The sequence below is a fragment of the Dactylosporangium cerinum genome (genome assembly GCF_042653625.1).
GTDB lineage: Bacteria > Actinomycetota > Actinomycetes > Mycobacteriales > Micromonosporaceae > Dactylosporangium > Dactylosporangium cerinum.
In genome coordinates this window covers 147698-172660 of record NZ_JBHSIU010000005.1, presented here as the reverse complement: position 1 = coordinate 172660, position 24963 = coordinate 147698, and the positions used below count along the sequence as shown (strand labels likewise).

The 24963-nt window shown below is 70.8% G+C and carries 28 protein-coding genes, 2 tRNA genes and 1 other RNA gene; 18 read left to right on the top strand and 13 right to left on the bottom strand.

All coding sequences use genetic code 11. The features are described 5' to 3' along the window. Nucleotides 1–66 precede the first annotated feature (66 nt). Nucleotides 67–1059, top strand: a complete 993-nt coding sequence (locus tag ACFPIJ_RS04250; RefSeq protein ID WP_380113255.1) for a DMT family transporter — start codon at nt 67–69, stop codon at nt 1057–1059. Here the strand turns inward: ACFPIJ_RS04250 and ACFPIJ_RS04245 are convergent. Together ACFPIJ_RS04245 and ACFPIJ_RS04240 are read right to left on the bottom strand one after the other, a co-directional pair. Continuing rightward, nucleotides 955–1989, bottom strand: coding sequence for a PHP domain-containing protein (locus ACFPIJ_RS04245; protein WP_380113254.1), 1035 nt, complete (start codon nt 1987–1989; stop codon nt 955–957). The genes ACFPIJ_RS04250 and ACFPIJ_RS04245 overlap by 105 nt on opposite strands. Nucleotides 1990–1992: 3 nt before the next feature. Then, on the bottom strand, nt 1993–2451 hold the full coding sequence (locus ACFPIJ_RS04240) for a hypothetical protein (RefSeq protein WP_380113253.1): 459 nt from the start codon (nt 2449–2451) through the stop codon (nt 1993–1995). 71 nt (nt 2452–2522) lie between these two features. Here ACFPIJ_RS04240 and mtnA point away from each other — a divergent pair, with 71 nt between their 5' ends. After that, nucleotides 2523–3476, top strand: coding sequence for an S-methyl-5-thioribose-1-phosphate isomerase (mtnA, locus tag ACFPIJ_RS04235; RefSeq protein WP_380113252.1), 954 nt, complete (start codon nt 2523–2525; stop codon nt 3474–3476). Nucleotides 3477–3549: 73 nt separating this feature from the next. Here mtnA and ACFPIJ_RS04230 read toward each other — a convergent pair whose 3' ends face one another. After that, a complete protein-coding gene (locus ACFPIJ_RS04230; protein WP_380113251.1) occupies nt 3550–4554 on the bottom strand; it encodes a prephenate dehydrogenase/arogenate dehydrogenase family protein in 1005 nt (334 codons plus the stop codon). 114 nt (nt 4555–4668) lie between these two features. Between ACFPIJ_RS04230 and ACFPIJ_RS04225 the strand changes: the two genes are divergently transcribed. From ACFPIJ_RS04225 to ACFPIJ_RS04210, 4 genes are all read left to right on the top strand, one after another. Further along, nucleotides 4669–5826 (top strand): NHL repeat-containing protein, encoded by a 1158-nt coding sequence (locus ACFPIJ_RS04225; protein WP_380113249.1) that lies wholly within the window; start codon nt 4669–4671, stop codon nt 5824–5826. A 121-nt stretch (nt 5827–5947) separates the two neighbouring features. Continuing rightward, the gene (locus tag ACFPIJ_RS04220) at nt 5948–6505 is read left to right on the top strand and encodes a hypothetical protein (protein ID WP_380113248.1); all 558 of its coding nucleotides are present in this window, start codon (nt 5948–5950) and stop codon (nt 6503–6505) included. A gap of 402 nt (nt 6506–6907) precedes the next feature. After that, the gene (locus ACFPIJ_RS04215) at nt 6908–7432 is read left to right on the top strand and encodes a tRNA adenosine deaminase-associated protein (protein WP_380113247.1); all 525 of its coding nucleotides are present in this window, start codon (nt 6908–6910) and stop codon (nt 7430–7432) included. 29 nt (nt 7433–7461) lie between these two features. Then, entirely contained in the window at nt 7462–7887 is a 426-nt protein-coding gene (locus tag ACFPIJ_RS04210) for a nucleoside deaminase (RefSeq protein WP_380113246.1), read from the top strand. Here ACFPIJ_RS04210 and ACFPIJ_RS04205 read toward each other — a convergent pair. The 4 genes from ACFPIJ_RS04205 to ACFPIJ_RS04190 all read right to left on the bottom strand — a co-directional run bounded on the left by ACFPIJ_RS04205 (nt 7858) and on the right by ACFPIJ_RS04190 (nt 10919). Next, complete coding sequence (locus tag ACFPIJ_RS04205; protein ID WP_380113244.1) at nt 7858–8310, bottom strand: acyl-CoA thioesterase; 453 nt, start codon at nt 8308–8310, stop codon at nt 7858–7860. The genes ACFPIJ_RS04210 and ACFPIJ_RS04205 overlap by 30 nt on opposite strands. Further along, nucleotides 8307–8942, bottom strand: coding sequence for a TetR/AcrR family transcriptional regulator (locus ACFPIJ_RS04200; RefSeq protein WP_380113243.1), 636 nt, complete (start codon nt 8940–8942; stop codon nt 8307–8309). Before ACFPIJ_RS04200 ends, ACFPIJ_RS04205 begins: the two co-directional genes overlap by 4 nt. 36 nt (nt 8943–8978) lie before the next feature. Next, nucleotides 8979–10088, bottom strand: coding sequence for a sensor histidine kinase (locus ACFPIJ_RS04195; RefSeq protein WP_380113242.1), 1110 nt, complete (start codon nt 10086–10088; stop codon nt 8979–8981). A 174-nt stretch (nt 10089–10262) separates the two neighbouring features. Then, on the bottom strand, nt 10263–10919 hold the full coding sequence (locus ACFPIJ_RS04190) for a response regulator transcription factor (protein ID WP_203849201.1): 657 nt from the start codon (nt 10917–10919) through the stop codon (nt 10263–10265). Nucleotides 10920–11006: 87 nt separating this feature from the next. Here ACFPIJ_RS04190 and ACFPIJ_RS04185 point away from each other — a divergent pair, with 87 nt between their 5' ends. Genes ACFPIJ_RS04185 through ACFPIJ_RS04170 form a run of 4 tightly spaced genes read left to right on the top strand, consistent with a single transcriptional unit; the run spans nt 11007 to nt 14371 of the window. Next, entirely contained in the window at nt 11007–11489 is a 483-nt protein-coding gene (locus ACFPIJ_RS04185) for a hypothetical protein (protein ID WP_380113241.1), read from the top strand. Continuing rightward, nucleotides 11486–12502: a peptidoglycan-binding protein gene (locus ACFPIJ_RS04180; RefSeq protein ID WP_380113240.1), complete on the top strand. Its 1017-nt coding sequence runs from the start codon at nt 11486–11488 to the stop codon at nt 12500–12502. Before ACFPIJ_RS04185 ends, ACFPIJ_RS04180 begins: the two co-directional genes overlap by 4 nt. A 58-nt stretch (nt 12503–12560) precedes the next feature. Then, on the top strand, nt 12561–13211 hold the full coding sequence (locus tag ACFPIJ_RS04175) for an ABC transporter ATP-binding protein (RefSeq protein ID WP_380113239.1): 651 nt from the start codon (nt 12561–12563) through the stop codon (nt 13209–13211). After that, entirely contained in the window at nt 13208–14371 is a 1164-nt protein-coding gene (locus ACFPIJ_RS04170; protein WP_380113238.1) for an ABC transporter permease, read from the top strand. The genes ACFPIJ_RS04175 and ACFPIJ_RS04170 overlap by 4 nt, the downstream gene beginning before the upstream one ends. Before the next feature lie 58 nt (nt 14372–14429). Here ACFPIJ_RS04170 and deoD read toward each other — a convergent pair whose 3' ends face one another. Beyond that, on the bottom strand, nt 14430–15137 hold the full coding sequence (gene deoD / locus ACFPIJ_RS04165; RefSeq protein ID WP_380113237.1) for a purine-nucleoside phosphorylase: 708 nt from the start codon (nt 15135–15137) through the stop codon (nt 14430–14432). A gap of 67 nt (nt 15138–15204) precedes the next feature. On the opposite strand from deoD, the gene ACFPIJ_RS04160 reads away from it, so the two are divergent. Next, a tRNA-Ser gene (locus ACFPIJ_RS04160) sits at nt 15205–15291 on the top strand. An 88-nt stretch (nt 15292–15379) separates the two neighbouring features. Here ACFPIJ_RS04160 and ACFPIJ_RS04155 read toward each other — a convergent pair. After that, nucleotides 15380–15871: a M23 family metallopeptidase gene (locus ACFPIJ_RS04155; RefSeq protein ID WP_380113236.1), complete on the bottom strand. Its 492-nt coding sequence runs from the start codon at nt 15869–15871 to the stop codon at nt 15380–15382. Between the two features lie 362 nt (nt 15872–16233). Between ACFPIJ_RS04155 and ACFPIJ_RS04150 the strand changes: the two genes are divergently transcribed. Both ACFPIJ_RS04150 and ACFPIJ_RS04145 read left to right on the top strand, forming a co-directional pair. Beyond that, a complete protein-coding gene (locus ACFPIJ_RS04150) occupies nt 16234–16713 on the top strand; it encodes a DUF6232 family protein (protein WP_380113234.1) in 480 nt (159 codons plus the stop codon). Between the two features lie 185 nt (nt 16714–16898). Continuing rightward, nucleotides 16899–17102 carry a DUF397 domain-containing protein gene (locus ACFPIJ_RS04145; RefSeq protein ID WP_380113233.1) on the top strand — a complete coding sequence of 68 codons (204 nt, stop codon included), beginning with the start codon at nt 16899–16901 and terminating at the stop codon, nt 17100–17102. Nucleotides 17103–17110: 8 nt separating this feature from the next. On the opposite strand, the gene ACFPIJ_RS04140 is transcribed toward ACFPIJ_RS04145, so the two are convergent. Beyond that, nucleotides 17111–17341, bottom strand: coding sequence for a DUF397 domain-containing protein (locus ACFPIJ_RS04140; RefSeq protein WP_380113232.1), 231 nt, complete (start codon nt 17339–17341; stop codon nt 17111–17113). A gap of 21 nt (nt 17342–17362) precedes the next feature. Beyond that, nucleotides 17363–18238 (bottom strand): helix-turn-helix domain-containing protein, encoded by an 876-nt coding sequence (locus ACFPIJ_RS04135; RefSeq protein WP_380113231.1) that lies wholly within the window; start codon nt 18236–18238, stop codon nt 17363–17365. 886 nt (nt 18239–19124) lie between these two features. Between ACFPIJ_RS04135 and ACFPIJ_RS04130 the strand changes: the two genes are divergently transcribed. Next, nucleotides 19125–19619 carry a hypothetical protein gene (locus ACFPIJ_RS04130; RefSeq protein WP_380113230.1) on the top strand — a complete coding sequence of 165 codons (495 nt, stop codon included), beginning with the start codon at nt 19125–19127 and terminating at the stop codon, nt 19617–19619. Between the two features lie 57 nt (nt 19620–19676). On the opposite strand, the gene ACFPIJ_RS04125 is transcribed toward ACFPIJ_RS04130, so the two are convergent. Further along, nucleotides 19677–19764 (bottom strand) — tRNA-Ser (locus ACFPIJ_RS04125). Between the two features lie 54 nt (nt 19765–19818). On the opposite strand from ACFPIJ_RS04125, the gene ffs reads away from it, so the two are divergent. The 4 genes from ffs (at nt 19819) to recR (ending at nt 24493) form a co-directional block, all read left to right on the top strand. Further along, nucleotides 19819–19912, top strand: an RNA gene (gene ffs, locus ACFPIJ_RS04120) — signal recognition particle sRNA small type. A gap of 107 nt (nt 19913–20019) precedes the next feature. Continuing rightward, nucleotides 20020–22998, top strand: coding sequence for a DNA polymerase III subunit gamma and tau (locus tag ACFPIJ_RS04115; protein ID WP_380113229.1), 2979 nt, complete (start codon nt 20020–20022; stop codon nt 22996–22998). 571 nt (nt 22999–23569) lie between these two features. Next, nucleotides 23570–23890, top strand: a complete 321-nt coding sequence (locus ACFPIJ_RS04110) for a YbaB/EbfC family nucleoid-associated protein (RefSeq protein ID WP_380113307.1) — start codon at nt 23570–23572, stop codon at nt 23888–23890. 9 nt (nt 23891–23899) lie between these two features. Continuing rightward, nucleotides 23900–24493, top strand: a complete 594-nt coding sequence (gene recR, locus ACFPIJ_RS04105; RefSeq protein WP_203849181.1) for a recombination mediator RecR — start codon at nt 23900–23902, stop codon at nt 24491–24493. Nucleotides 24494–24513: 20 nt separating this feature from the next. Here the strand turns inward: recR and ACFPIJ_RS04100 are convergent, their stop codons facing one another. Then, nucleotides 24514–24756, bottom strand: a complete 243-nt coding sequence (locus tag ACFPIJ_RS04100; protein ID WP_380113227.1) for a hypothetical protein — start codon at nt 24754–24756, stop codon at nt 24514–24516. Between the last annotated feature and the right edge of the window lie 207 nt (nt 24757–24963).

The window sequence follows — 24963 nt, the reverse complement described above, 5'->3', positions numbered from 1 at the left end:
TGACCTGCGCTCAGAGGTCCGAAATCCGCGCGACGGAAGCCGGTCGGCAGGCGCAGAGTAAGGCCCATGACTGCTCCCGCCCCTAACGCGGCCCGATGGCTCCCGGCGTTCCTCGCCATCGCTCTGATCTGGGGCACGAGCTTCATGTTCATCAAGGACGCCCTCGCGGAGCTCGAACCGGTCTACATCGCCGGCTACCGAATCCTCCTCGGCGCCCTCACCCTGCTGATCTTCCTGTTCGCCCGGGGGCTGCGCCCGCCGCGCGGGACGCGGCTGTGGATCCACCTGTTCGTCTACGCGATCGTCGCCACCTCGGTGCCGTTCACGCTCTTCGGCTACGCCGAGCAGCGGGTCCCGTCGGTCCTCGCCGGCATCTGGAACGGCACCGCCCCGCTCACCACGCTCGTCGTCACCCTGATCGCGATGCGCTCCGAGCGGCCGTCCCGCCGGCAGATCGCGGGTCTGCTCGCCGGATTCGCGGGGGTGCTGGTCGTCCTCGGCGTCTGGAACGGGGTCGGGGGCAGCTCCCTCGCCGGGCAGCTGATGCTCCTCGGCGCGGTCACCTGCTACGGCATCGCCTTCAACTACACCCGCTGGCTGATGAAGCGCTTCGAGCTGTCGCCGCTGCAACTGTCCGTCGGCCAGCTGACCATGTCGACGCTGCAGCTGCTGATTGCGGCGCCGCTGATCGCCGGCGCCCCGCCGTCGCCGCTGTCGCACTCGCCCCGGGTGTATCTGGCGGTCGTTGCGCTCGGCGTGTTCGGCACCGGGATCGCGTTCGCGTTGAACAACCACGTGGTGCGGACCGCCGGCATCACCACCGGCTCGATGGTGACCTACCTGCCGCCCTTCGTCGGTGCCGTCGCCGGGGTCGTCGTCCTGCACGAGCACCTGACCTGGAACCAGCCCGTCGGCGGTCTCATCGTCCTTCTGGGCGTCGGCATTTCGCAGGGGCTATTTGTGCGTCTTCGTCCACGCCAGGAGGTCGGCGGCGGGCAGCGTGTTGACGATCCGGTCCAGCGGGACCCCGCAGGCGACGGCGCGCGCGCAGCCGTTTGACAGCCAGTCGAGCTGGCCGGGGGCGTGCGCGTCGGTGTCGATCGAGAACCGGCAGCCCGCCTCCAGGGCCACCCGCAGCAGCCGCTTCGGCGGGTCGAGCCGCTCCGGCCGCGAGTTGATCTCGATCGCCTTGTCGTGCTCGACCGCTGCGGCGAACACCCGCTCCGGGTCGAACCGGCTCTCCGCCCGGGTGCCTCGCCCGCCGGTGATCAACCGGCCGGTGCAGTGCCCGAGAATGTCCAGATGCGGATTCGCCAGGGCGGTGACCATCCGGCGGGTCATCACGTCCGGCTCGTCCTTGAGGTTGCTGTGCACCGACCCGACCACCACGTCCAGCCGCTCCAGGAGCTCATCGGTCTGGTCGAGCGAGCCGTCGGCGAGGATGTCGACCTCGATGCCGGTCAGGATCCGGAACGACATGCCGAGGCCGGCGAAGCCCGCGTTGAGGTCGGCGACGACGTCGAGCTGCTCGGTGAGGCGCTCCGCCGACAGCCCCCTGGCCACGGTCAGCCGCGGCGAGTGGTCGGTGAGCACCAGGTACTCGTGTCCGATGGCGGCCGCGGCCAGGGCCATCTCGTCGATCGGCGACCCGCCGTCGGACCAGTCCGAGTGCGCGTGACAGTCCCCGCGCAGCGCAGCCAGCATCGCGGCGGTCGCCTCGTCGAGGTCCTGCCCCGCGGTCGACTCGAGGCGGCGCAGGTAGACAGGCTCCTCACCGGCGAGCGACTCGACCACGCACCGCGCGGTCACCTCGCCGACGCCCTGCAGGTCCTTCAGCGTGCCGGCGCTCGCCCTGGCGGCCAGCTCGCCCTCCGGCAGCTTCGCCAGCGTCGCCGCGGCACCGCGGAACGCGCGCACCCGATAGGTCTTCTCACCGGCCCGCTCCAACAGGAACGCGATGCGCCGCAGATCGGCGAGCGGATCCCTCATGCCCTAGAAGGTAGTGCTCCTCGAGGCGTTGTGCGCAACGACCGTCCGCGTGCGGGTCAGCGTGGCGAACGGGTTGGCGAACTGCAGGACCAGGGCCTTGAACTGGGTTTCGGGCCGGCAGGTGATCATCAACAGCTGGTCGCCGTTGCGCACGTCCCAGAACGTGCCGTCGTGCACCCCTGCCGTGATCTTCCCGGCGAGGTGGAGGGCCCCCGGGCGCAGCTTGCGCCGGTGCGGCACGGCCGGCGCCTCCGAGCGCGGCACGATCCGGATCGAGGCGATCGCCGCGAGCGGCACCTCGACCCTGCCCGTGCCCGCCCACCAGCTGTCCAATCCTTGCGGCTCGATGACCAGGGCCGTGTCGGTGACGGTCAGCTGCAGATGGGTCGGAATTCTCATCAACGCGATCGGACCGGCCACGATGAGGCCCAGAACCGTCGCGAGCGCCAATCCGGTGCTCATAAGCGCGAATGTACGCCCGTCAACGTTCGTTGTAGGGGGTTTGCCGAAAATCATGACCGTTGGGAGTTGACATGCGAACGATCGACTGGGTCGACGGCGCCGTCGTCATCGTCGACCAGACCCGCCTGCCGGGCGAGGTGGTCTGGCTCCACCTGTCCACTGTGGACTCCCTCATCGACGCCATCCAGCGCCTGGCCGTGCGGGGTGCGCCGGCCCTCGGCGTGGCCGGCGCCATGGGCGTGGCCCTGGCCGCACGATCCAGCGACGACCCGTCGGTCGTCGCCGACCTGGTGCACCGGGTCGAGACCGCCCGCCCGACCGCCGTCAATCTCGCCCGCGGCGCCCGCCGGGCCGCTGCGGTCCTGCCCTCCGCCACCGCCGCGCTGGAGGTGGCCCTGCGGATCCGTGACGAGGAGATCGAATCCTCCGCCGAAATGGCCCGCCTCGGCGCCGACCTGGTCACCTCCCTGTGCGGACCTTCGGCCCGGCTGCTGACCCACTGCAACACCGGCGCCCTCGCCACCGTGGTCGGCGGCACCGCCCTGGCCGTCGCCTTCGAGCTGCACCGCCGCGGCACCCTCGGCGGCGTCATCGCCAGCGAGACCCGCCCCCTGCTGCAGGGCGCCCGCCTCACCACCTGGGAGCTGGCCCGCGCCGGCGTCCCGCACCGCCTCGCCGTCGACTCCGCCGGCCCGTTCCTCATGGCCCGCGGCGAGGTCGACGCCGTCATCCTCGGCGCCGACCGGATCTGCGCCAACGGCGACGTGGTCAACAAGGTCGGCAGCTACGCCCACGCCCTCGGTGCCCGGGCCGCGGGCATCCCGTTCATCTGTGTCGCCCCCGAGTCCACCGTGGACCTCTCCGCCCCGGGCGGGGCCGAGGTCGAGATCGAGGACCGCGGCGCCGCCGAGATCGTCGGCTCGTCCGCTCCTCCCGGGACCGCGGCGGTCAACCCGGCCTTCGACGTGACCCCGGCGTCCCTGGTCACCGCCATCGTCACGGACACCCGCGTCTGGCACCCCTGACGTTCCCCATGATCCGGTAGAGCTTGACCACCCAGGGGTACCCGAGCTCTACCGGATCATGAGAAGCAGGGCGTCAGGCGGGCCGGACGGCGCGGACGGTCTTGCCGTCGTCGGCCACCGACGTGACCCACCCGCCGACCCGCCCGAGCCGCAGCAGGACATCGGCCCGCGCCGGAAGGTCGGCCGTCTCGCCGGGCGTCGGCGGCCACTCCAGCCGCGCCGTGTGCCCCGGCGTCAGCCACGGCACCAGCGTCGTGATCGGGTCGGCGCCGTCGAGGGCGGCCCGCGCCGCGGCCAGGTCGGCGAGCACGGCGTCGAGGGCGTCGAGGACCGCCTCGGCGTTCCCGCCGCACATCGCCGCGGTCAGCTCGGGCCGGGCGGCGGCGACCCGGGTGCCGTCGCGGAAGGAACCCGCGCCGAGCGTGCCGGCCAGCGGGTCGGCGCCGATGCGGGCCGCGACGGCGGCGGCGACCAGGTGTGGCACGTGGGAGATCGTGGCGACCGCCTGGTCGTGCTCCTCGGCGGTGGCGGGCACGACGCGCGCGCCGAGGCCGGTGATGAGGGCCGCCAGCTCGATCCAGTCCCGCAGGCCGGCGCCGTCCTCCTCCAGGCACAGCACCCAGGCGCAGTCGTCGAAGAGGCGCGGGTCGGCGGCGGTGAAGCCGGAGGTCTCGCGGCCGGCCATCGGGTGGCCGCCGATGAACGTGGCCAGGGACTGCCCGCCGGTGCGGAGCCGGTCGAGGGCGAGATCCCGCACGGGTCCCTTGACGGAGGTGACGTCGGTGACGACGCCGACATACGCGAGCGATGCCAGCTCGTCGAAGACGCCGCCGACGGCCGGGAGCGGGACGGCGACGACGGCCAGATCGGCGTCGCGGACGGCGTCGGCGACGGTGGCGGTGACGTGCCAGCGGGCGTTGGCGGGCGCCTGAGCGGCGGCGGTGCGGGCGGTTGCCCTGGTGGCGGGGTCGGCGTCGTAGCCGCTGACATGATGCCCGCGCGCCGCGAGCGCACGCAGGACCGATCCGCCGATCAGTCCGAGTCCGATCACCGCCACGTTCAACGTCGCATCACGCACTGCGGAACTCTCGCACACCACCCGCTCACCCGTTCGGCTCGGGACGGCCGCCGAACGCCTTAAGCATGACCATTAGCGCCTATTTGGGCGGTTACAACCCGTTAGCGTGGTCCCATGCGACTTTTCCGGCAAATAGTAAGAACGGCGCTCGCGGCGGCGGCCGCGACCGTGGTGTGCGGCCTCTTCGGTGGCGCCGAAGCCGGCGCCGCGGTGGTCGAGAAGACGCCGCTGCTGTCGCCGTCGTTCGACGGCACCGTGTGGGCCGTGGCCTACTCCTCCGACGGCGGAACCGTTTACGTCGGTGGATCGTTCGGCAAGGCCATCGTCAACGGCAAGAGCATCACGCGCAGCCGGCTCGCGGCGATCAACGCCCACACCGGTGCGCTGCTCGACTGGGCGCCGGCGGCCGACAACACGGTCCGGGCGCTCGCCGTGAACGGTAACTCTGTGTATGCGGCCGGTGACTTCGCGAAGGTCGCCGGGGTCAAGCGGGACTCGCTCGCGGAGCTCGACGCGACCACCGGCGCCGTCAATGCGTTCAACCATGCGGTGTCCGGCTCGCCGGTCACCCTCGGGGTGGGTGGCGGACGGCTGTACGTCGGCGGCAAGTTCACCACGATCGACACCGCCAAGCGGACCAACCTCGCCGCGTTCAGCCTCACCACCGGCGAACTCGACGCGGGCTGGGCCCCCACCACCGACGACCGCGTGGAGACCCTGGCGGTGACGAGCAGCCGGGTGTACCTCGGCGGCTCCTTCCACAAGACCAACGGGGTCAGCAACGCGCTGCGGCTCACCGCGGTCGACGCGGAGGACGGCAAGCTGGACAAGAACTTCATGCCCCGGCCCTCGGCGATCGTCCTCGCCGTGGCGGTCGGGCCGGACGGGATCTACGCGGGCATGGGCGGGCAGGGCGGACGTGCGGTCGCCTACACCCCCGCCGGCAAGGTCCAGTGGACCCGGGTCTTCGACGGTGACGTGCAGGCGCTCACCGTGCTCGACGGCGTCGCGTACGTCGGCGGGCACTACGACAAGGCCTGCACGACGAACAGCAACGGCTCCCAGGGCGCCTGCACGGACGGGTCGGTGTCGCGGGTCAAGCTCGCCGCGATCGACGCCCGCGGCAAGCTGCTGGACTGGGCGCCGCAGGGCAACGGGGTCGCCGGCGTGCGCGCCATGGCCGCCAACCCGGCGCTCGACCAGGTGGTCGCCGGTGGTGAGTTCACCACCATCGGCGGCGTGACGCAGAAGCGGATCGCTCTGTTCGGATAGTCCTTCGCCCTTCGGTAGGTCGCGTAGCTCAGCCCGGTCGTCCCTGTGGGGAGGCCGGGCTAAGCTCTTTTTCGTGGCAGTGAACGAGTCGCCGTGGAGCTCACCGGACGCTTCGCGCCCTGTGAAGCACCCTGCGACGCACCCCGCGACACCGGCGCCGGCGTTGCCCAGCAGCGCGCATCCGGTGGCGCCGCCCCCGCACGGGGCGTCCGGGGTGACCGCCGCGATGCCTGCCGGCCGCGCGGTCTGGCCGGGCGCCAACGGGCCGCCGGTCATCGGGCCGCCGCCGCGACTGAGCACCACCCGGCCGCTCACCCCCGCCGCGTCCTACGGGGCCTGGCAGGGCGTGCTGCGGCCGCCGCCGTTCGTGGTCAGCCAGGGGCCGCCGCGGCCCACCTATCGCGAGCCGCTGCCGGTGCGCAGCCAGATGGTCACCGCCGGAGCCGCCGCCGGGGCCGCCTGGATGCTGCTGTTCGGGCTGCTCGCCACGTCCGCGCGCGGCTACATCTGGCTCACGCTGATCGCCGCGCTGGTGTCGTGGGCCGCGGCGTTCATCCTGGCGAGGTTCGGCGACCGTGGCGTCGCCGTCGGGGTCGCGGTGTCCAGCGGCATCGCTCTGGCGATCGCCGGGATCGTCGTGGCATACCGGCTGGCCGGCGGCGACTGGCTGCTCTGGTGACAGTGGATCCGCGTCGAGGTGGCAGTGGATCCGCGGTCGAAGGTGACAGTGGATTCGCATCGAAGGTGACAGCGGATCCGCATCGAAAAGCTACGTTCGGTAGCTGGCACAAGGACTTTGCCGCGTGGTCTTGACGTGGATTGCGACGAGTATCACTCTCAGCAACATGGCTTTGAGGCTGCAGCGGCTCGATCCCGAGCGGCGTCGTCGGCGGCTCGCGCTGCTGGTCGAGCTGGCGGACGCGAAAGCGCTTCGCGAGCGGCTCCATCCACGCCGTCTCCGCGCCGATCGTCTCCGCGAGCTCATTGCGACTCGCCGACGACTCGCCGACTAGCCCTGCGCCAACCGCCGATCTGCTCGAATAGTGTTCTCGGGTAACGACGAACACCGACCGGGGGGACCGTGTCGCACTTCGCTGCCGCTGTCACACGCGGCTCCAAGAGCTGGGCCGCGGCCGAGCTCGACCTCAGTGGCGTCGCCGACGTCGAGGAGATCACCGAACGCCTGCGCGACACCGACCCGGACGCGACGGTGTCACTGCTGTTCGTCGAGTCCGACGACGCGTATCTGGTGATCCTGCGCCTCGACGACGGTGAGGATCTGCGGATCTTCGGCTCCGACTCGATCTTCGCCGCGGAGTCGCGTCTCGGCGCCATCCTCCTCGGCGACATCGAGGAGCAGCTGCCGGAGATCGCCGACGAGGAGATCGACGACGACGTCGACGACGATGACGACGAGGAGGGACCCTCGGTCGAGCCCGACATCGAGCCGGTCGGGGATCCGGAGCTCCTCGCCGACCTGGGCCTGCCCGGCGGGCGGCTGCTGGAGCTGTGCGCCCAGGAGGGCATGCTCCCGGCCGACCTGACGGCCGAGATCTGCCAGGCGATCGGTGCCGGCGACGAGATCGAAGAGCTGCGCGAGGCCTGAGGCCATTGCGCGAGCGCTGGGAGCCGGCGATGCGGCGGGCCCTGCTGGTCGCCGCGTCCGCCGGCGCCGACGTGCCGATCGGGGCGGTCGTCCTCGGCCCGGACGGCACGGAGCTCGGCGCTGCCCACAACGAGCGGGAGGCCACCGGCGACCCGACGGCGCACGCCGAGATCCTGGCGCTGCGCCGGGCCGCCACGCGGCTCGGTGCGTGGCGGCTGGAGGACTGCGCCCTGGTGGTCACCGTCGAGCCGTGCACGATGTGCGCCGGCGCGCTGGTGCTCGCCCGGATCGGCACCGTGGTCTTCGGTGCGTGGGAGCCGAAGACCGGCGCGGCGGGCTCCCTGTGGGACGTCCTGCGCGACCGCCGGCTCACCCACCGCCCCGAGGTGCTCGCCGGCGTCCTGGCGGAGGAGTCCGCCGTGCTGCTACGCGGCTTCTTCGACGACCGGCGCTAGCAGACTGTGCGCGTGAGTGCGGGCGTCGTCGCTCCACGGCGCGGGCCGCAGGGTGCGGGGGTCGAGCTTCACGTTGACCCGCCGGCCCTCGGCGTGCACGGTCTGCCCGTCCGCGGACAGGATGCGGAAGCGGTAGACGGCGCTCGTCTCACCCAGCGTCTCGACCCAGAAGTGGACGCCGATCTCGCCGGTGCCGCGGACCGGGGTCTTGTAGGAGATCGAGTATTCGGCGACGGCGTGCAGCACGTCGGACGTGGTCGGCCGGCCGCCGGCGTAGGAATGGCCGCGCTCGCTCCACCACTGGGACAGGGCCCGTTCCAGGAACACCGCGTAGCGGGCGTTGTGCACGATGCCCATCGCGTCGAGATCGTCGAAGTGCACGACGAACGGGGACACGTGACCGGGCAGCACGACAGTGGTCATGGCAGATCCTCCAGATACGGAACCAGGGCAAGGCCGCGGAGCCGCTGCAGGGCGGCCGTTCGCGCGTACGTGTAGATCTCGTCCGCCCACAGCAGGCGCGACTCGTAGACCGCGGCGGTGCCGAGCGCGTTGAGCTCGAACGCCAGCTGCGCCGGGGGCACGTCGGCCCGCAGCTCGCCCAGCTCGACCGCCTCGGCGATCAGCCGCTCCAGCAGGGTGTGCCAGTCGGCGAGGGCGGCGCTCAGCGCGTCGCGGACGCTGCCGGGGCGCACGGTGAACTCGAACTGCGCGTTGGTGAAGAAGCAGCCACCGGGCAGGGCGCCGCTGGCCATGTCGGCGAGGCGGCTCTCCTGCAGCGCCCACAGCCGGCGGATGCCGCGCGGCGCCCGCAGGGCCGGCCGCACCACCACCTCGGTGAAGCGCTGCTCGGCGTGCGCGACCGCGGCGAGCTGCAGCTCCTCCTTGGTGGCCCAGTGCGCGAACAGGCCCGACTTGCTGATCCCGGCCCGCTCGGCGAGCTGGCTGAACGAGAGCCCGTCAAGGCCCGACTCCGTCGCCAGGCCCACGGCCACGTCGAGGATCGCGGTGCGGGCCCGCTCGCCGCGCAGCAGGCGGCCGTCCACGGTGGGCATGCGCTGACCGTACCAACTAAAAAACCGATCGGTCGGTTAGTTTTGTGTGGGAAGGGTCACCGTCACCACCAGGCCGCCACCGTCGCGGGGCCGCGCGTCGACCCGCCCGCCGTGTGCGACCGCGACCGAGCGCACGATCGACAGCCCCAGCCCCGTCCCGGTGGCGGAGCCGGTCCGCGACCGGAGCCGGCGGAACGGTTCGAACAGCCGCGGCACCTCGTACGCCGGGACCGCAGGACCGGTGTTCTCCACGACCAGCTCGGCCCGCGACCCGGTGGTGCGGGTCCGGACCCACACCGTGCCGTCGGGCACGTTGTAGGCGACGGCGTTGTCGACGAGGTTCTGCACCACCCGCTCCAGCAGGACCGGGTCGCCGACCGTGATCGCGGCCTCCAGGGAGACCTCGGCGACCTTCCCGGCCGTGACGTGCCGGGCGATCTCCGCGACGTCCACCGTCTCGTGCACGGTCAGCGCCTGCTCGGAGGCGACGAGCGTGAGCAGCCCGTCGATCAGCCGTTCGTGTCGCGCGTTGACCGCGAGGAGGGTCTCGCCGAGGTGCACCAGCTCCGGAGGCGGCGCGGCACGGCCCAGCGCGACCTCGATCAGCGTCCGGTTGATCGTCAGTGGCGTGCGCAGCTCGTGCGACGCGTTGGCCACGAACCGGCGCTGCCCGTCGAACGCGGCGTCGAGGCGCTCCAGCATCGAGTCGAACGTGTCCGCGAGCTCCTTGATCTCGTCGGCCGGCCCCTTGAGCGCGATCCGCTCGTGCAGGTTGCCGCCGGCGACCCGCCGCGCCGTCTCCGTGATCCGCCCGACCGGGCGCAGCGCCCGCTCCGCCATCAGCCAGCCGAACCCGACCCCGATCACCGTCACCAGCCCGAGCGCGATCCCGCCCTGGGTGAGCAGCGCGTCGAGGGTGTTGTTCTCGATCTCGGCCTGGCGGTCCTGCAGCTGTCTCACGAACGCGTTGACGTCCACGTCCCCGAACTTGATCTCCGCCGGGAGCGACCCGACCGAGGCGGTGTTGCGCTGGTGGATGTTCTGCTTGACCAGGAAATACGTGACGCCGAGCAGGGTCGCGCCGCCGAGCAGGAACAGCACGCCGTACAGGACGGTCAGCCTGGTCCTGATACCCAGCCTGCTCATGCCGTCGCCTCCGCTGCGCTCCGGCGCCGGCCTGAGCCGACGCTGCGCACATGATTCGCGGCTCCTCCGTTGCGCTCCGGCCCGCTCATGCCGTCGCCTCCGCTGCGCTCCGGCGCCGGCCTGAGCCGACGCTGCGCACATGATTCGCGGCTCCTCCGCTGCGCTCCGGCCCGCTCATCGGATCTGGTACCCCACGCCGGCCACCGTCTCGATCACCGGTGGGTCGCCGAGCTTGCGCCGCAGCGTCATTACCGTCACCCGCAGCACGTTGGTGAACGGGTCGATGTGCTCGTCCCAGGCCCGCTCCAGCAGTTGCTCGGCGCTGAGCACCCCGCCGCCGGCCCGCAGCAGCTCCTCGAGGACCGCGAACTCCTTGCGCGTCAGCGCCACGTAGTGACCGGCCCGGAACACCTCCCGCCGGTTCGGGTCCAGGCGCAGGTCCCCGCGCTCCAGCACCGGCGGCGTCGCGGCCCGGGCCCGCCGGCCGAGGGCCCGGACCCGCGCGACCAGCTCCGCGAACGCGAACGGCTTGCCCAGGTAGTCGTCGGCGCCGAGCGACAGCCCGTCGACCCGGTCGAGGACCGCCGACGCGGCCGTCAGCATCAGGATCCGGGTCTCGGGCAGCTCGGCGCTCACCCACCGGCACACGTCGTCGCCGCCGACCTCCGGCAGGTCCCGGTCCAGGACCAGCACGTCGTACTCGTTGACCCCGAGCCGCTGCAGCGCGCCGTCGCCGTCGTAGGCCACGTCGACCGCGAACGACTCCCGCCGCAGCCCCTCGGCAACCGCGTCGGCCAGCAACTGTTCGTCCTCGACCACCAGAACCCGCACAGGTCCATGGTGCCCGTACGCCGCGTAAGCCCGGGATAAGCGGTTTCGCTCATGTCCGTTTTATCGCCGCGCGGGTCTCCTGCTGGCATGAGACGCGTTCTGTTGACGACGGCGGCCGTGCTGCTGCTGGCCGCCTGCTCGTCCACCACCGGCCCCTCGGTCGCCACGGCCGGCGGCGGCGCCACCGTGTCGGCGTCCCCAACGGCGGACAAGGCAGAGGCCAACCGGCGCTTCGCCAAGTGCATGCGGGAGCACGGCGTCGAGGTGCCCGACCCCGGCCCCGACGGCGAGCTGCAGATGAGCGGCGACGTCGACCGCGGCAAGGCGGCCGAGGCGATGTCCGCCTGCCAGCAGCTGCTGCCCAACGGCGGCACCCTGAGCAACCTCACCCCGGAGCAGCTCGAGCAGGCCCGCGCGTTCGCCAGGTGCATGCGCGAGCACGGCATCGACATGCCCGACCCCGACCCGGCCAGCGGCGTCGCCGACCTGCTCGGCAACGGCGCCATCGACATCAACAGCCCCGCGTTCCGGGACGCGGCCAACGCGTGCAGGAGCGTGGTGGGCCGGTGAAGCGCACCCTCCTGCTCGTGCTGCCCGCCGTGCTGCTCGCCGGCGCCGGCGGGTGGCTGCTGCTGGACCGCGACCCGCCCGTGGCCGCCGCCCCGGTCCCGCCGGCCACCACGAAGATCGTCCGCGGGACCATCACGCAGACCGAGGACGTCGACGGCACCCTGGACTTCGGCGCCGCGACCACCGTCGTCGGCCGGCTGCCCGGCATGATCACCGGGTTGCCCGGCGAGGGGCGCACCGTCGAGCGCGGCCAGCCGCTCTATCAGGTCGACGGCACGCCGGTGCTGCTCATGTACGCGTCCGCGCCGCTGTTCCGGCAACTGCGCGCCGGCGACTCCGGTGCCGACGTCGCCGCCTTCGAGAGCAACCTGTCGGCGCTCGGCTTCAAGGGGTTCACCGTCGACGACGCGTTCACGTCGGCGACCGCGTCGGCGGTGCAGGACTGGCAGGAGCGGCTCGGCCTGCCCGAGACCGGCGTCGTCGAGCTCGGCCGGGTCGTCATGGCCCCCACCGCGATCCGGGTCGGCGCCGTCAAGGGGCACCTCGGCGACAACGCCACCGGCCCGATCCTGGACTGGACCGGTCCGACCCGCCAGGTCACCGTCAAGCTCGACGTCACCAAGCAGGACCTCGCCACCGTCGGCGACCCGGCGACCGTGAAACTCCCCGACGGTGCCACCGTGCCCGGCACCATCACGGCCATCGGCGCCGTCGCCACCGTGCAGCCGGGCCCGCCGTCGATCGTCACCGTCGACGTGACGGTGAGCCTCTCCGTGGACCGGTACTCCTCGGCGCCCGTCGACGTCACCCTCGTCGCCTCGCGTCGCGACAACGTGCTCATCGTGCCCGTGTCGGCGCTGGTCGCACTCGCCGAGGGCGGCTACGGGCTGCAGCTGCTCGACGGCGGCACGGTCCGGACCGTCGCCGTCACGACCGGCCTGTTCGCCGACGGCCGGGTCGAGGTCTCCGGCCCGGACCTCCGCGAGGGCCTCACCGTCGGGACAGCGGCATGACCTTTTTGGACAGCGCCATGACCTTTCGGTACAGCGGCATGATCTTCGGGACAGCGGCATGATCGAACTCAGGGACGTGCGGAAGTCGTACCCCGGCGGCGTCACGGCACTCGACGGCGTCTCGCTGTCGGTCGCGGCCGGCGAGATGCTGGCGATCGTCGGGCCTTCCGGCTCCGGCAAGTCGACGATGCTCAACCTCATCGGCACGCTCGACTGCGCCACCGGCGGCACCGTCGAGATCGCCGGCCTCGACGTGGGCGCCCTCGACGACGACCGGCTCTCCGGCCTGCGTGCCCGGACGATCGGGTTCGTCTTCCAGCAGTTCCACCTCGCCGCGGGGGTGACCGCCCTCGACAACGTCGCCGACGGGCTGCTCTATTCGGGGGTGCCGCTGGCCTCGCGGCGGCGCCGGGCCCGCGCCGCCCTCGAGCGGGTCGGGCTCGGCCACCGCGTCACCCACCGGCCCCACCAGCTGTCCGGCGGCGAACGCCAGCGCGTCGCCGTCGCCCGCGCCATCGTCGGGGCGCCACCCCTCGTGCTCGCGGACGAGCCGACCGGCAACCTCGACACCGCCGCCGGGGCCGCCGTCCTGTCGCTCCTGCGGGACCTGCACACGAGCGGCACCACGGTGATCGTCATCACACACGACCGGGACATTGCCGCGGCTCTCCCTCGACGCGTGCGGATGCGCGACGGGAGGATCTTGTGAAGCTCTCCTTCTTGGATGTGGTACGGGTGGGAGGCGCCGGCCTGCGCACCCGGCCGCTGCGGGTCGTCCTGTCGGCCCTCGGCATAGCGATCGGGATCGCCGCGATGGTCGCCGTGGTGGGCATCTCCGCCTCCAGCCGCGCACAGCTGGACCGGCAACTGGACGCCCTCGGCACCAACCTGCTGTCGGTCGGCCCAGGCAAGTCGTTCTTCGGCGACGCGTCGCACCTGCCGTCTTCATCGGTGGCCATGGTCGCCCGGATCGGACCGGTCACCTCGGTGTCCTCCACGGGACGGGTGGCGTCGGCCCGGGTGTACCGAACCGACCGCATCCCGGTCACGGAGACCGGTGGCATCTCCGTGCTCGCCGCGTCGCCCCAGCTGCTGTCCACGGTCGGCGGGGCCGTGTCCGCCGGTTCCTACCTGGGCTCCGGTGCGATCCCGACGGTGGTGCTCGGGTCGCGGGCCGCCGGGTTGCTCGGGGTGTCGCCGGGCCTGACGGTGTGGCTGGGCGGGCACTGGTTCACCGTCGTGGGGGTCCTCGCGCCGGTGCCGCTGGCGCCCGAGCTCGACTCCGCGGCCCTGATCGGCTGGTCCACAGCGACCGAGGTGCTCGACTTCGACGGCTACCCGACCACCATCTACGCCCGGGCCCGCCCGGACGCCGTCACCGCCGTCGCGGGAGTCCTCGCCGCCACCGCCAACCCGTCGGCGCCCAACGAGGTGCAGGTCTCCCGCCCCTCCGACGCCCTGGCCGCCCGCGCCGCGTTCGACGCGGCCTTCACCGGCCTGCTGCTCGGCCTCGGCGCGGTGGCACTCCTGGTCGGCGGCGTCGGCGTGGCCAACACCATGGTCATCTCCGTGCTGGAGCGGCGCGCCGAGATCGGCCTGCGCCGGGCCCTGGGCGCCCGCCGGGCCCAGATCCGGCTGCAGTTCCTGACCGAGTCGCTGCTGCTGTCCCTGCTCGGCGCCGCCGGCGGTCTGGTGCTGGGTGTTGTGATCACCGCTGGGTTCGCGCTGGCGCGATCGTGGCCGGTGGTGGTGCCGGTGTGGGTGCTCGGCGGCGGGCTGCTGGCGACGCTGCTGATCGGCGGGTTGGCCGGGCTGTACCCCGCGGTGCGGGCCGCCCGGCTCTCACCGACCGTTGCTCTGGGCTCCTAGGTGCTCCGGGCTTTTGTTGCTCCGGGCTTTTGTTGCTCCGGGCTTTGTTGCTCTGAACTCAGGCGATGATCGTTTTCAGGGCGATCTCCACCATCTGGCTGAACGTCTGCTCCCGCTCCTGGGCCGTCGTCCGCTCGCCGGTCTTGAGGTGGTCGCTGACCGTGAGCAGGGTCAACGCCTTCGCCTGGAACCGGGCCGCGATCGTGTACAACGCCGCCGACTCCATCTCCACGGCCAGCACGCCGTAGTCGGCCAGCCGGTCGTACAGGTCGGGCCGATCCGTGTAGAACGCGTCAGCGGCCAGGATCGGCCCGACCCGCATCTCGATGCCCCGCGCCGCGGCCACGTCCACCGCCGTGCGCAACAACCCGAAGTCCGCCACCGGCGCGTAGTCGATCAGCCCGTCGAACCTGGCCCGGTTCATGTTCGAGTCCGTGCTGGACCCGATCGCCGCCACCACGTCCCGCAACTTGAGCGACTCGACCAGCGCCCCACAACTCCCCACCCGGATGAGCGACTTCACCCCGTAGTCGTTGATCAGCTCATGCGCGTAGATGCTGGCCGACGGCATCCCCATCCCCGACCCCTGCACACTGACCCGGGTGCCCTCGAACGTCCCCGTGAAGCCGAACATGTTCCGCACCGTCGAGTAGCAGCGGGCGTCCTCCAGGAACGTCTCAGCGATCCACTTGGCCCGCAGCGGGTCTCCCGGCATGAGGACAAGTTCAGCGATGTCGCCCGGCTCAGCGCCGATGTGCGTGCTCATGCCCCCGATCCTGCCAAACGGCGATCCCCCGCGCGGACGCGGCCAGGCATCCGGTAGCCTTCTCGGCGGTGGCGTGTCCGAGTGGCCTAAGGAGCACGCCTCGAAAGCGTGTGAAGGTGCAAGCCTTCCCGGGGTTCGAATCCCCGCGCCACCGCACTCGGCCAGCACGAACGCCCGGCTCGTCCCCTGCGGACGAGACCGGGCGTTCGTCGTTCCGGGTTGTGTGAGGGTGTCCCTGCTGACTAGTCCCAGGCGTCGAGGTTGAGGAAGCGGGCGAAGCCGCGCCAGGAGATGGTGCCCATGACGCCGTCGATCGGGCCGGTGTAGCCGTTGGTCAGGCGGAGCCAGTTCTGCATCCGGCGGTAGCACGCCGGGCCTGGTTCGCCGGTTGTCTCGGTGGTGGTCTTGGGCAGGGCGCCGGTGGGCGGGTGGGCCGCGACGTACTCCAGCGGATTGATCCTGGTACCGCTCGGGTTGATCATGTGCCAGTGCAGGTGTGGGCCGGTGGAGGAGCCGGAGCCGGGTGCGCCGACCGCGCCGCCGGACCTTCCGACGGTCGCGCCGCGGGCCACCGACGTGCCATTGGCAAGCACGAACGCGGACAGGTGCAGATATTGACTCTTGTACCCGTCAGCGTGCGCGATCGTGACGGTGTTGCCGCCGGTGCCGTTGTTGGGGATGTTCGTGACCGTCCCCGCGCCGCAGGCGGGCAGGCCGATGACCGCGCCGCCCACCGCAAACCCGCCGCCTCTCTTTTAGGGCAATGTCGGGCGTTTCGCCGTCCCGGCGCCTTCCGGGGTCGCTCGTTCGGCCGCTCAAGGTGACCGGCAGGAGACGTGTGGGTGCGGTGCGGCCATCCGTTGTACGTCAATCTGCGATATGGCAGGTTGTGGTCTGGCGATCTGTGAGGCACCTCATCCATACTGGGACAGCGGATGGACGGCCAGAGTCTCAACCGCTCAAGTGTCCGGTGGGGGCCGGGCCCGGATCGACAACCGACTCTGACTGCGTGGTGATTCGCTTGCGGATGGGGACCCGCAGAACCACCTCGTAGCACGGACGACCGCGATGACTTGCCCGACATGGAGGGGGAGCAATGTCAACGACGGTGTTCTATCGAAGTACCGACCTGATGATCACAGAGGAGATCTTCGCCCTGTGGTCGCCGGAGCCCCGGGTTTTCGTGCTGGACGAGGTGCAGGGGGTGCACGTCGTCCGGGGTTCGATTCACCCGGTTCGGATCGTTCTGATGGTGATGGGCGTTCTGGCCGTCGTCGGCGTGCTCATCGCGTGGCCGGTGATCAATTCGGCGGGGGAGTACCTGTTCGCTTTCGCCGCGCTCACCGCCCCGCCGATGGTGGGTTCGACATCACGCGCGTTCACGCCCCGGACACTGCACCTGGTGGGTCGGCACCTGGGCGTGCAGGTCACCCTGTTCAGTTCCTCGGACATGCTCATGTTCGGCCAGGTCAAGCGGGCGCTCATGAGGGCGTTCGAGGCTCGTTCTCGCAGTATGGACCGGCGCGACCTGGCCGGTTACGACGAGGCGTATCAGTTGCTCAACCGGGTCCTCTAGCGACCTGAAGGGTTGTGCCGCCTGCGAAGTGCATAACGCAGGCGGCACAACCATCGCCTTTTCACCCCGGTTTGCGCATGAATGAGGCATTCACATATGCCAAAGTCACGCAAATCGATGAATCTCGGTGGCGCCGGTCGTGACCGTCCGTATCCTGGATGCCAGGTCTAGGTGAGGAGGACTCTGTGACTGACGGTCGAGAGAATCTGATCTGGCGAAAGAGTCGGTTCTGCGCGTCAAACGCCTGCATTGAAGTGGCGACCGGGGCGGACGGCCAGCTGGTGCGCGACTCGACGGATCCTGACGGACCCCGGCTGTCCTTCGACAGCACGAGTTGGGCGTTGTTCATCGCTGCGGTGCGGCATGACGAGCAGGGCCTGTCCGGCTGAGGGCCGGCTCATTCCCGCTTTAAGGTGTTGTCCCGGATGCCGGCGATGAAGTTGCCCCAATCCGCTCGGCTGAAGGTCAACATGGGGCCTCGGGCCTCTTTGGAGTCCCGCATCAGGAAACTACTCGATTGCTCGGCAATCTCGATGCACGCGGCGTTTGAGCACGCTTTACTCTTACGCCACGTCAATGGCCCTGTGGTCGGCAGCACGTTACCCGGTTTCCTTTCGCATGTGAACATCGCTTGGTGGTGCCAAACTCCCTAGGGAGTCGATTTTGTGCGGGCAGACTTCTCGACGAGCTCGCCGATGCGCCGTTCGATGAGTTCCACTGACTTTTCTTCGTCGTGGGCGGCCTGCCAGATCTTGTTCCACTGTTTCAGGTGGCGCGTCAGGCTGGCGGGGTCATCAATGATCTCGTCCCGGGTGGCGTTCTCGCGATAGAGGACCGCATGCTCCAGGTCCTCTTGGCCGAGATACAGGATCTCCCAATGGCCGATGCCGGGATTGACGACCTCGTAGGGTGCGATCCGGGCCGTCACCCAGCCCTCTCGAATGACTTCCAGCGCGGCGGAGAGTTGTTGCCGGAGCACGTCAGGGTGCCCATGGCCGCGGTAGAGGACCGATTCGTCCAACAGCATGAAGATCTGCGGTTTGACCTTGCGTTGATCGATTGCCTGCCTGCGGCGCGTCCGGGTCTCGATGCGCGCCGTGATCTCCTCTTTGCTCAGCTCGTCCTCGAAGAATTCCAGCAGACTTCGTGCGAATGCCGGGGTCTGCAGGAAGGCGGGCAGATAGGAAGCGCAGAAGATCCGTATGGAGGTCGCCTCGAACTCGTAACTGAACCATTGTTTCATGGCGGTCGTCACGAGGCTCGCGAACCGGCGTTCGTCCCACCACTGCCGGCGCTGCTTCGAGGCCTTCGCCGCTTGAATGAGCTCGTCGACCCGAGCTTTTTCGCGGACGCTGAGATATGTCAGCAACGGGCGGAGGTCATTCTGGGAGATCGTGACCTCGCCGCTCTCGATGCGCATCACCTTGGAGAGCGACCACTCCATCGCCTCAGCGACCTGCGTCTGCGTCAGGCCTTTCGCCGTCCGCGCATCTTTGATTGCCAAACGGACCGTGCGGCGGGCCACGGCAGGAGTGTCACCCGATGCCATGACGTCCAGCCCCTCCAAGGGACACATGTCTACCTGCGACATTGCAGGCAGCTAGCCACTTCCAGACCCTACGCGCATGATCATGGCTGCACGCGGTCAACGCCAAAAACCGTAACAAGCGTGTGGTGCACCGCGCGTCAGCCTCATGGGAGGACGCAGGCAAAACGGGCGCGCGGGTGGTCGCCCACGGGATGGTAACGACCAGCCACCCGGCAAGGTGCGATATTGCAAGTTGCGTTTCTGCATCATCTCGATGAACCCGGGATGACCGCGCGCGAGGCATGCCCGCGCGCGGTCTTTCGGGACCTAACTACGTGCTGGTTTGCACTGCTCCAGGGCTCTGATCAAGGCGCGGCGGACCTGACCGAAGGTGCGGGCGTCCGTGGTGCAGAAGAGCCGAACGTCGCTGCTGCCGTAGCGCGCTCTGATCTCCAGCAGTGGGCGGATCGAGGGAGATCCGTGCCGGACGATGTACGCCCCATGGAGTTCGGTCATCCGGAAGCGGGCTGGACTCGGCTGGAGGACGGCAACGTGGTCGCTGGTGACCATGATGTCCGGACTCCGATAGAAGGTGCGCATCTCCTTTCCCCTCTCGGTCTTGCGGAGGGGTTCTCGATGCGCAAGGATTGCTGTGGGTATCACCGCTGACCCTCCGCGTAGTCGTAGAGGTGGAAGCGATCACAAACAGCACCCGGTGGCCGCCGGGTGCTGTTGTGTTTCAACGCCTCCAGAGCCGGTTTGGCCATGCGCTCATCGTCGCATGTGCCGTCACTATCCGCTAGCTCACATTCAGCTATATGGCAGATTGAGCGTGGGGAACCGGATCGGCCGCTCGGGAGTCCAAGCCCGCATGAGGGTCGCCTTGCTCGCCGTCCTGCTGCTCGCGCTGGCGGGCTGCAACCGCATGCCGGACATGAAGGCCAAAACGGTCGAATATCAGGCCGATTACCCCCATTACCCGACACTGGCCGAGCTGTTCGCCAAGGCCGACCTCGTCGCCGAGGTGACCCTTGCCGGGAAGGCCGAGGTTCGCGGGGCGACGGCGACGGTGCCCGACGTGCACACCGTGTTCGCCGCCACCGTCGGACGGATCTTCAAAGGCGAGGCGCCGGCGGCGCTGGAGATCAAGCAGGGCGGCGGCCGCTACAAGGGCACGGAGTTCATCGAGGCCGGCAGTGTCAGTCTGCGTCCGAAGGGTCACTACCTGGTGTTCGTCGAGGTGTACGCCGATGCTCCGGCCTCACTGCTCAACCCCACGCAGGGGCAGTACCGGCTGGAAGACGACGGCACGGTGACCCCGGTCGACGAGGCCGGCCTGCGCTTCACCCTCGCGGACCTGGGACGGCTGGGCGGCTAGAGAAGCCGAAACGCCGGGCGGCCCTGGCGGGCTTCCCGGCGTTCTGCCTGGTCAGGCTGGCGGAGGATACGAGATTCGAACTCGTGAGGGTTTTATCCCAACACGCTTTCCAAGCGTGCGCCCTAGGCCTCTAGGCGAATCCTCCGTGCGCCAGGATACCCATGCCCCGACCGCCGCGCGCTACGGGGTATTGTGTTCCTAAGCCACTCGTGCGGCGTCATCTTACGAACCTCCCCAGGGCCGGAAGGCAGCAAGGATAAGTGAGCTCTGACGGGTGCACGGGTGGCCTCTTCATGTCCGGGCCACGGGCGGGTCGCGGCAGAGCGATTTTGTCGGTGCCTGGAGGTACCGTGGTCCCGGCCCGCCACACCGAGCCGATGACGCGAACGGAGGTCCGCTGGTGGCGCTCGCGCTGTACCGCAAGTACCGGCCTCGCACGTTCGCCGAGGTGATCGGGCAGGAGCACGTCACAGAGCCGCTGTCGCAGGCGTTGCGCTCGGGACGGCTCAACCATGCCTACCTGTTCTCCGGGCCACGCGGCTGCGGCAAGACCAGTAGCGCGCGCATCCTCGCCCGCTCGCTGAACTGCGAGAAGGGCCCCACACCCGACCCGTGCGGCGACTGCGACTCGTGCCGCGCGCTCGCGCCCGACGGCTCCGGCTCGATCGACGTCATCGAGATCGACGCCGCCAGTCACGGTGGCGTCGACGACGCGCGCGACCTGCGGGAGCGGGCGTTCTTCGCACCGGTCTCCAGCCGGTTCAAGGTCTACGTCATCGACGAGGCGCACATGGTCTCGTCGGCCGGGTTCAACGCGCTGCTCAAGCTCGTCGAAGAGCCGCCGGAATACGTGAAGTTCGTCTTCGCGACCACGGAGCCCGAGAAGGTGCTCGGGACGATCAAGTCCCGCACCCACCACTACCCGTTCCGGCTGATCCCGCCGGGGGTGCTCCGTCCCTACCTGGAGCAGCTGACCGCCGCCGAGGGCGTCGCCGTCGAGCCGGCCGTGTTCCCGCTCGTGGTCAGGGCGGGCGCGGGCAGTGCCCGGGACTCGCTCTCGGTCCTGGACCAGCTGATCTCGGGTGCCGGTCCGGACGGCGTCACCTACCGGCGGGCCGTGGCCCTGCTCGGCGTCACCGACGTTGCCCTCATCGACGAGATGTGCGACTCACTCGCCGCCGACGACGGGCGCGGCGCCTATGGCGTCATCGACAGGGTCGTCGAGGCGGGGCACGACCCGCGGCGGTTCGCCTCCGACCTGCTCGAGCGGCTCCGCGACCTCATCGTCCTGCAGCAGGTCCCCGACGCGGTCGCGAAGGGCCTGCTCGACGCGCCGCACGACCAGCTCGAGCGGATGGGCGCCCAGGCGACCCAGCTCGGGCAGGCGACCCTCTCGCGGTTCGCCGACATCGTCCACAACGGGCTGACCGAGATGCGCGGGACCACCGCGCCGCGGCTGCTGCTGGAGCTGATCACGGCCCGCATGCTGCTGCCCGGGGCGGACGACTCCACCAACGCGCTGCTGCAGCGTCTGGAGCGGATGGAGCGGCGGGTGCTGGCGGGCGGCGCCGTTGTGGCGCCGGTCGGTGGCGCGCCCGTGCCCTCCGCTGCGGTTGCCGAGCCGGCCGCGCCCAGCCAGCCGGCGTCGTCCGCCGCGGTGTCCGCGCCTGCATCTGTGTCCGCGCCTGCATCTGTGTCCGCGCCTGTGTCTGCGTCTGCGCCCGCGTCTTCGGCCCCTCCCGCGTCGGTGTCGGAGCGGCCGGCGCAGCCCGCGGCTGAGCAGCACGTGGCCGTGGCGCCGGTCGGGCATGAGCAGCCCCCTTCTGCCCCGTCTCAGCCTGCCTCCTTCCAGTCGGCTCCGCCTCACGCGACCCCTCAGCCGGTGCAGGGTGGGCAGGCGGTCGGTGCGCTCGACGCCGGTGCGGTCCGGCGGGTGTGGGCGGATGTGCTGTCCCTGGTGAGCGGGAAGTCGAAGAAGGCCGCGGCGATCGTCCGCGAGGCGACCGTGCAGGACGTCGAGGGCACCACACTGGTCCTCGGGTTCAAGCACACGGCGCACGCCAACATGCTCAATGCCTCACCCGACGTGCTGATCGCCGCGCTGAGCGAGCTGCTCGGCGGTAAGTGGCAGATCAGGTGCGAGGTCGGCGGCCAGCCGGGCGGCGGGGGCGGCGGCAGCCGACCCAGTCCGCCGCGACCGACGTCACCCTCCGGGCCGGGCAGCCCGCCGCCGGGACCTGCTGACAGCGGTCCTCGTGGCGGCGTGGCGGTGCCGCAGCAGGCCGCCGAGGCCTGGCCGACGCCGGCACGTCCCGCGGGCGATCCCGTGCCGGCCGACGCGCGGGCGGCGGACCTCAGCCTGGCCTCCGCCAGGTCCGGTGGCACCGCCGGACCGGTGGGGTCGGGGGACGGCTGGCCCACCCCGGCGGCAGTTCCTGGCGCCGCCGCCGGTTCTCAGGGCGGATGGCCCACGACCGCCGTGCCGGGCGGCACCGCGGCGCAGGCCGGCCGCGTGGGCGGTCAGCCGGGTGGTGGCCAGGCCGACGCGTGGCCGACGCCCGCCGTGCCGGGCGGGGGCGGGATGGCCGTCGTGCCGGGCGGGATGGCCGCGCAGTCAGACGGCTGGCCGACGCCGGCGGTGCCCGGTGGGGTGGTCCGCACACCGTCCGGTGGGGCGCTGGCGGATCCGCGCGCCCTGGTCGGCCAGGGCGGCTCGACCGTCGGCGAGCAGACCCATGCGGGTGGTGCGCAGGCGACCGACTGGCCCGTCACCAGCACTCCGGGTGGTTCGGCTTCGGGCGGCGCGAGTCCTGGTGGCCTGGGTTCTGGTGGTTTGGCTTCTGGTGGTTTGGCTTCGGGTGGTTTGGGTTCGGGTGGCCTGGGTTCGGGTGGCTCGGCTCCGGGTGGAGCGGTGCAGGGCGCGACCAGGTCGCCGGACGCCGGGCAGTCGTTCAACGGTGCCGGCACGCAAGTCGGCCCGTCGCCGAACGGCGGCGGTCCGTCCACCGGGACGCACGGCGGCCAGTCCTCCAACGGCCCCCGCACGCAAGGTGGCGCCAAGCCGCAGAACGGCACCCGGTCACGCAGTGCGATCGAGCAGGCCCGGGAGGCCGCCAGCCGGGCGGCCAACGCGCCGCGGCGGGGCGGGCCGGCGTCCGCGCCGGCGGCCGAGTCGGTGTGGGAAGGCGCGGGAGCGGACGAGCCACCATTCGATCCCGACTATGACCGACCCGTCGCCGATCCGCGGTTTCCGGGGTTGGACCCGGGGGATGAACTGCTCGATGACGCCAACTCCGTGCGCGAGTCAAGCGAAGAGGCCGCGCTGCGGCTGCTCAGCGAAGCCCTCGGCGCGGAGAAGATCGGCGAGACGACGAGCTGAGCCCACCACGCCAACCCACGACCACGAGCTCGGGACCCGGCGGACCAGGCGGGCCGAGCACCAGGCAGAACGGCAGGCCGAGTTCACAGGCGAGTTCACCGGGCGGGTTCACCGGGCGAGCCCGCAAGGCGAGCCCGCAAGGAGGGCGAGGCGGCCCGCCAGCCACGACGCGACCTGGCGCACTGACCACGACGCGAGATGACACGCTGAGCACCAAGCGAGAGACGCACCGAGCACGACGAGGCATGCTGAGCAAGATCGGCATGCCGGGGATGACCCGGCCCGCTGGGCACGACCAGAGCAGGCCGGACCGCTGAGCACGACCAAGGCGAGACGGCCCGCTGAGCACGGCCAAAGCGAGACGGTGCACCGAGCATGACCCGGACGGCCCGCGAGCCGCGCAACGAGCCAGGCGGGACGGCGTGCGGCCGGCCCGGGCGGCATGCGGGAAGATGCAGCTTCAGGACAGACCGCCGGCTGGGTATACCAGCTGGACGAGCCAGGTAAGACCAGCTGAGCATTGCCGAGTATCGAAGAGGAGCAGACCGTGCGCCCCGGTGGACAGCCCAACCTGCAGCAGATGATGAAGCAGGCGCAGAAGATGCAGCAGCAGATGGTTGCCGCGCAGGCCGAGTTGGCCGAGGCCGAGCTGACCGGCACCGCCGGTGGCGGCCTGGTCACGGCGGTCGTGCGCGGGTCCGGTGAGGTGGTCAGCATCAAGATCGACCCGAAGGCGGTCGACCCGGAGGACGTGGAGACCCTCGAGGATCTCGTGGTCGCCGCGCTGCACAACGCCGCGCAGGCCGCGAAGGACCTGACGGAGGAGAAGATGGGACCGCTGACGGCGGGGCTCGGCGGGTTGGGCGGCGGCCTCGGGCTGCCCGGATTCTAACCGCCGCAGATGTACGAAGGTGCCATCCAGGATCTGATCGACGAACTGGGCAGGCTGCCCGGCGTCGGTCCGAAGAGCGCGCAGCGGATCGCGTTCCATGTGCTGTCGTCCGACCCGTCGGACGTGAAGCGGCTCGCCCAGGCGCTGACCCGGGTGAAGGAGCTCGTGCGGTTCTGCACGCGCTGCTTCAACGTCGCGGAGTCGGACCTGTGCCGGATCTGTCGCGATCCACGCCGCAGCGATGAGGTGTACTGCGTCGTCGAGGAGCCCAAGGACGTCGTCGCGATCGAGCGGACCGGTGAGTTCCGGGGCAGGTATCACGTGCTCGGCGGGGCGATCAACCCGCTCGAGGGCGTCGGGCCGGACAACCTGAAGGTCCGCGAGCTGATGATGCGGCTCGCGGACGGCACCTGCAAGGAGCTGATCCTCGCGACCGACCCCAACACCGAGGGCGAGGCCACCGCGACGTACCTGGCGCTGCTGGTCAAGCCGATGGGGCTCAACGTGACCCGCCTCGCCAGCGGGCTGCCGGTCGGCGGTGACCTCGAATACGCGGACGAGATCACGCTGGGCCGCGCTTTCGAGGGACGCCGGGCGGTCTAGGGGACGCCGGGCGGTCCGGTCTAGCCTTCGGGACGGTTCAGGATGCCGACCGCCACGGCGTGCACTGCGGCGATGTCGGCGGGGTCGCCGAGGTGGGTCTTGGTGCCGGTCACCACGTACCACTCCTCGGCGTCCTTGTACTGGACCCGCACGAGCGCGGCGCCCGTGGCGTCGACCTCGGAGCGCAGGGTGAGCTCGCCGGTGACGACGCCGACCTCGTCGGTCATCACCCCGCCCGGCCCAGCCATGATGTCGGTCGTCAACGGCGCGGGCACCGCCGTCCCGCCCCCGGCTGGAGCAGCCGCGGCAGGCGCAGCCGCGGCAGGCGCAGCCGCGGAAGCCTCAGGAGCGGCTGCCGGAGTCTCAGGAGCGGCCGGGGAAGCCTCAGCGGGAGCCGCAGCCGGACCCGCCGCCGCTGAACCCGTAGCCTCGGCCCCCGCCACAGCGGAAGGGGCGGCCGGTGCCTCCGT

What these genes read in the sequence shown, in the direction of transcription:
- ACFPIJ_RS04250 (WP_380113255.1), top strand. Translation starts at nt 67, where the DNA reads ATGACTGCTCCCGCCCCTAACGCGGCCCGATGGCTCCCGGCGTTCCTC.
- ACFPIJ_RS04245 (WP_380113254.1), bottom strand. Translation starts at nt 1,989, where the DNA reads ATGAGGGATCCGCTCGCCGATCTGCGGCGCATCGCGTTCCTGTTGGAG.
- ACFPIJ_RS04240 (WP_380113253.1), bottom strand. Translation starts at nt 2,451, where the DNA reads ATGAGCACCGGATTGGCGCTCGCGACGGTTCTGGGCCTCATCGTGGCC.
- mtnA (WP_380113252.1), top strand. Translation starts at nt 2,523, where the DNA reads ATGCGAACGATCGACTGGGTCGACGGCGCCGTCGTCATCGTCGACCAG.
- ACFPIJ_RS04225 (WP_380113249.1), top strand. Translation starts at nt 4,669, where the DNA reads ATGCGACTTTTCCGGCAAATAGTAAGAACGGCGCTCGCGGCGGCGGCC.
- ACFPIJ_RS04210 (WP_380113246.1), top strand. Translation starts at nt 7,462, where the DNA reads ATGCGGCGGGCCCTGCTGGTCGCCGCGTCCGCCGGCGCCGACGTGCCG.
- ACFPIJ_RS04205 (WP_380113244.1), bottom strand. Translation starts at nt 8,310, where the DNA reads ATGACCACTGTCGTGCTGCCCGGTCACGTGTCCCCGTTCGTCGTGCAC.
- ACFPIJ_RS04200 (WP_380113243.1), bottom strand. Translation starts at nt 8,942, where the DNA reads ATGCCCACCGTGGACGGCCGCCTGCTGCGCGGCGAGCGGGCCCGCACC.
- ACFPIJ_RS04195 (WP_380113242.1), bottom strand. Translation starts at nt 10,088, where the DNA reads ATGAGCAGGCTGGGTATCAGGACCAGGCTGACCGTCCTGTACGGCGTG.
- ACFPIJ_RS04185 (WP_380113241.1), top strand. Translation starts at nt 11,007, where the DNA reads ATGAGACGCGTTCTGTTGACGACGGCGGCCGTGCTGCTGCTGGCCGCC.
- ACFPIJ_RS04175 (WP_380113239.1), top strand. Translation starts at nt 12,561, where the DNA reads ATGATCGAACTCAGGGACGTGCGGAAGTCGTACCCCGGCGGCGTCACG.
- deoD (WP_380113237.1), bottom strand. Translation starts at nt 15,137, where the DNA reads ATGAGCACGCACATCGGCGCTGAGCCGGGCGACATCGCTGAACTTGTC.
- ACFPIJ_RS04150 (WP_380113234.1), top strand. Translation starts at nt 16,234, where the DNA reads ATGTCAACGACGGTGTTCTATCGAAGTACCGACCTGATGATCACAGAG.
- ACFPIJ_RS04140 (WP_380113232.1), bottom strand. Translation starts at nt 17,341, where the DNA reads ATGTTCACATGCGAAAGGAAACCGGGTAACGTGCTGCCGACCACAGGG.
- recR (WP_203849181.1), top strand. Translation starts at nt 23,900, where the DNA reads ATGTACGAAGGTGCCATCCAGGATCTGATCGACGAACTGGGCAGGCTG.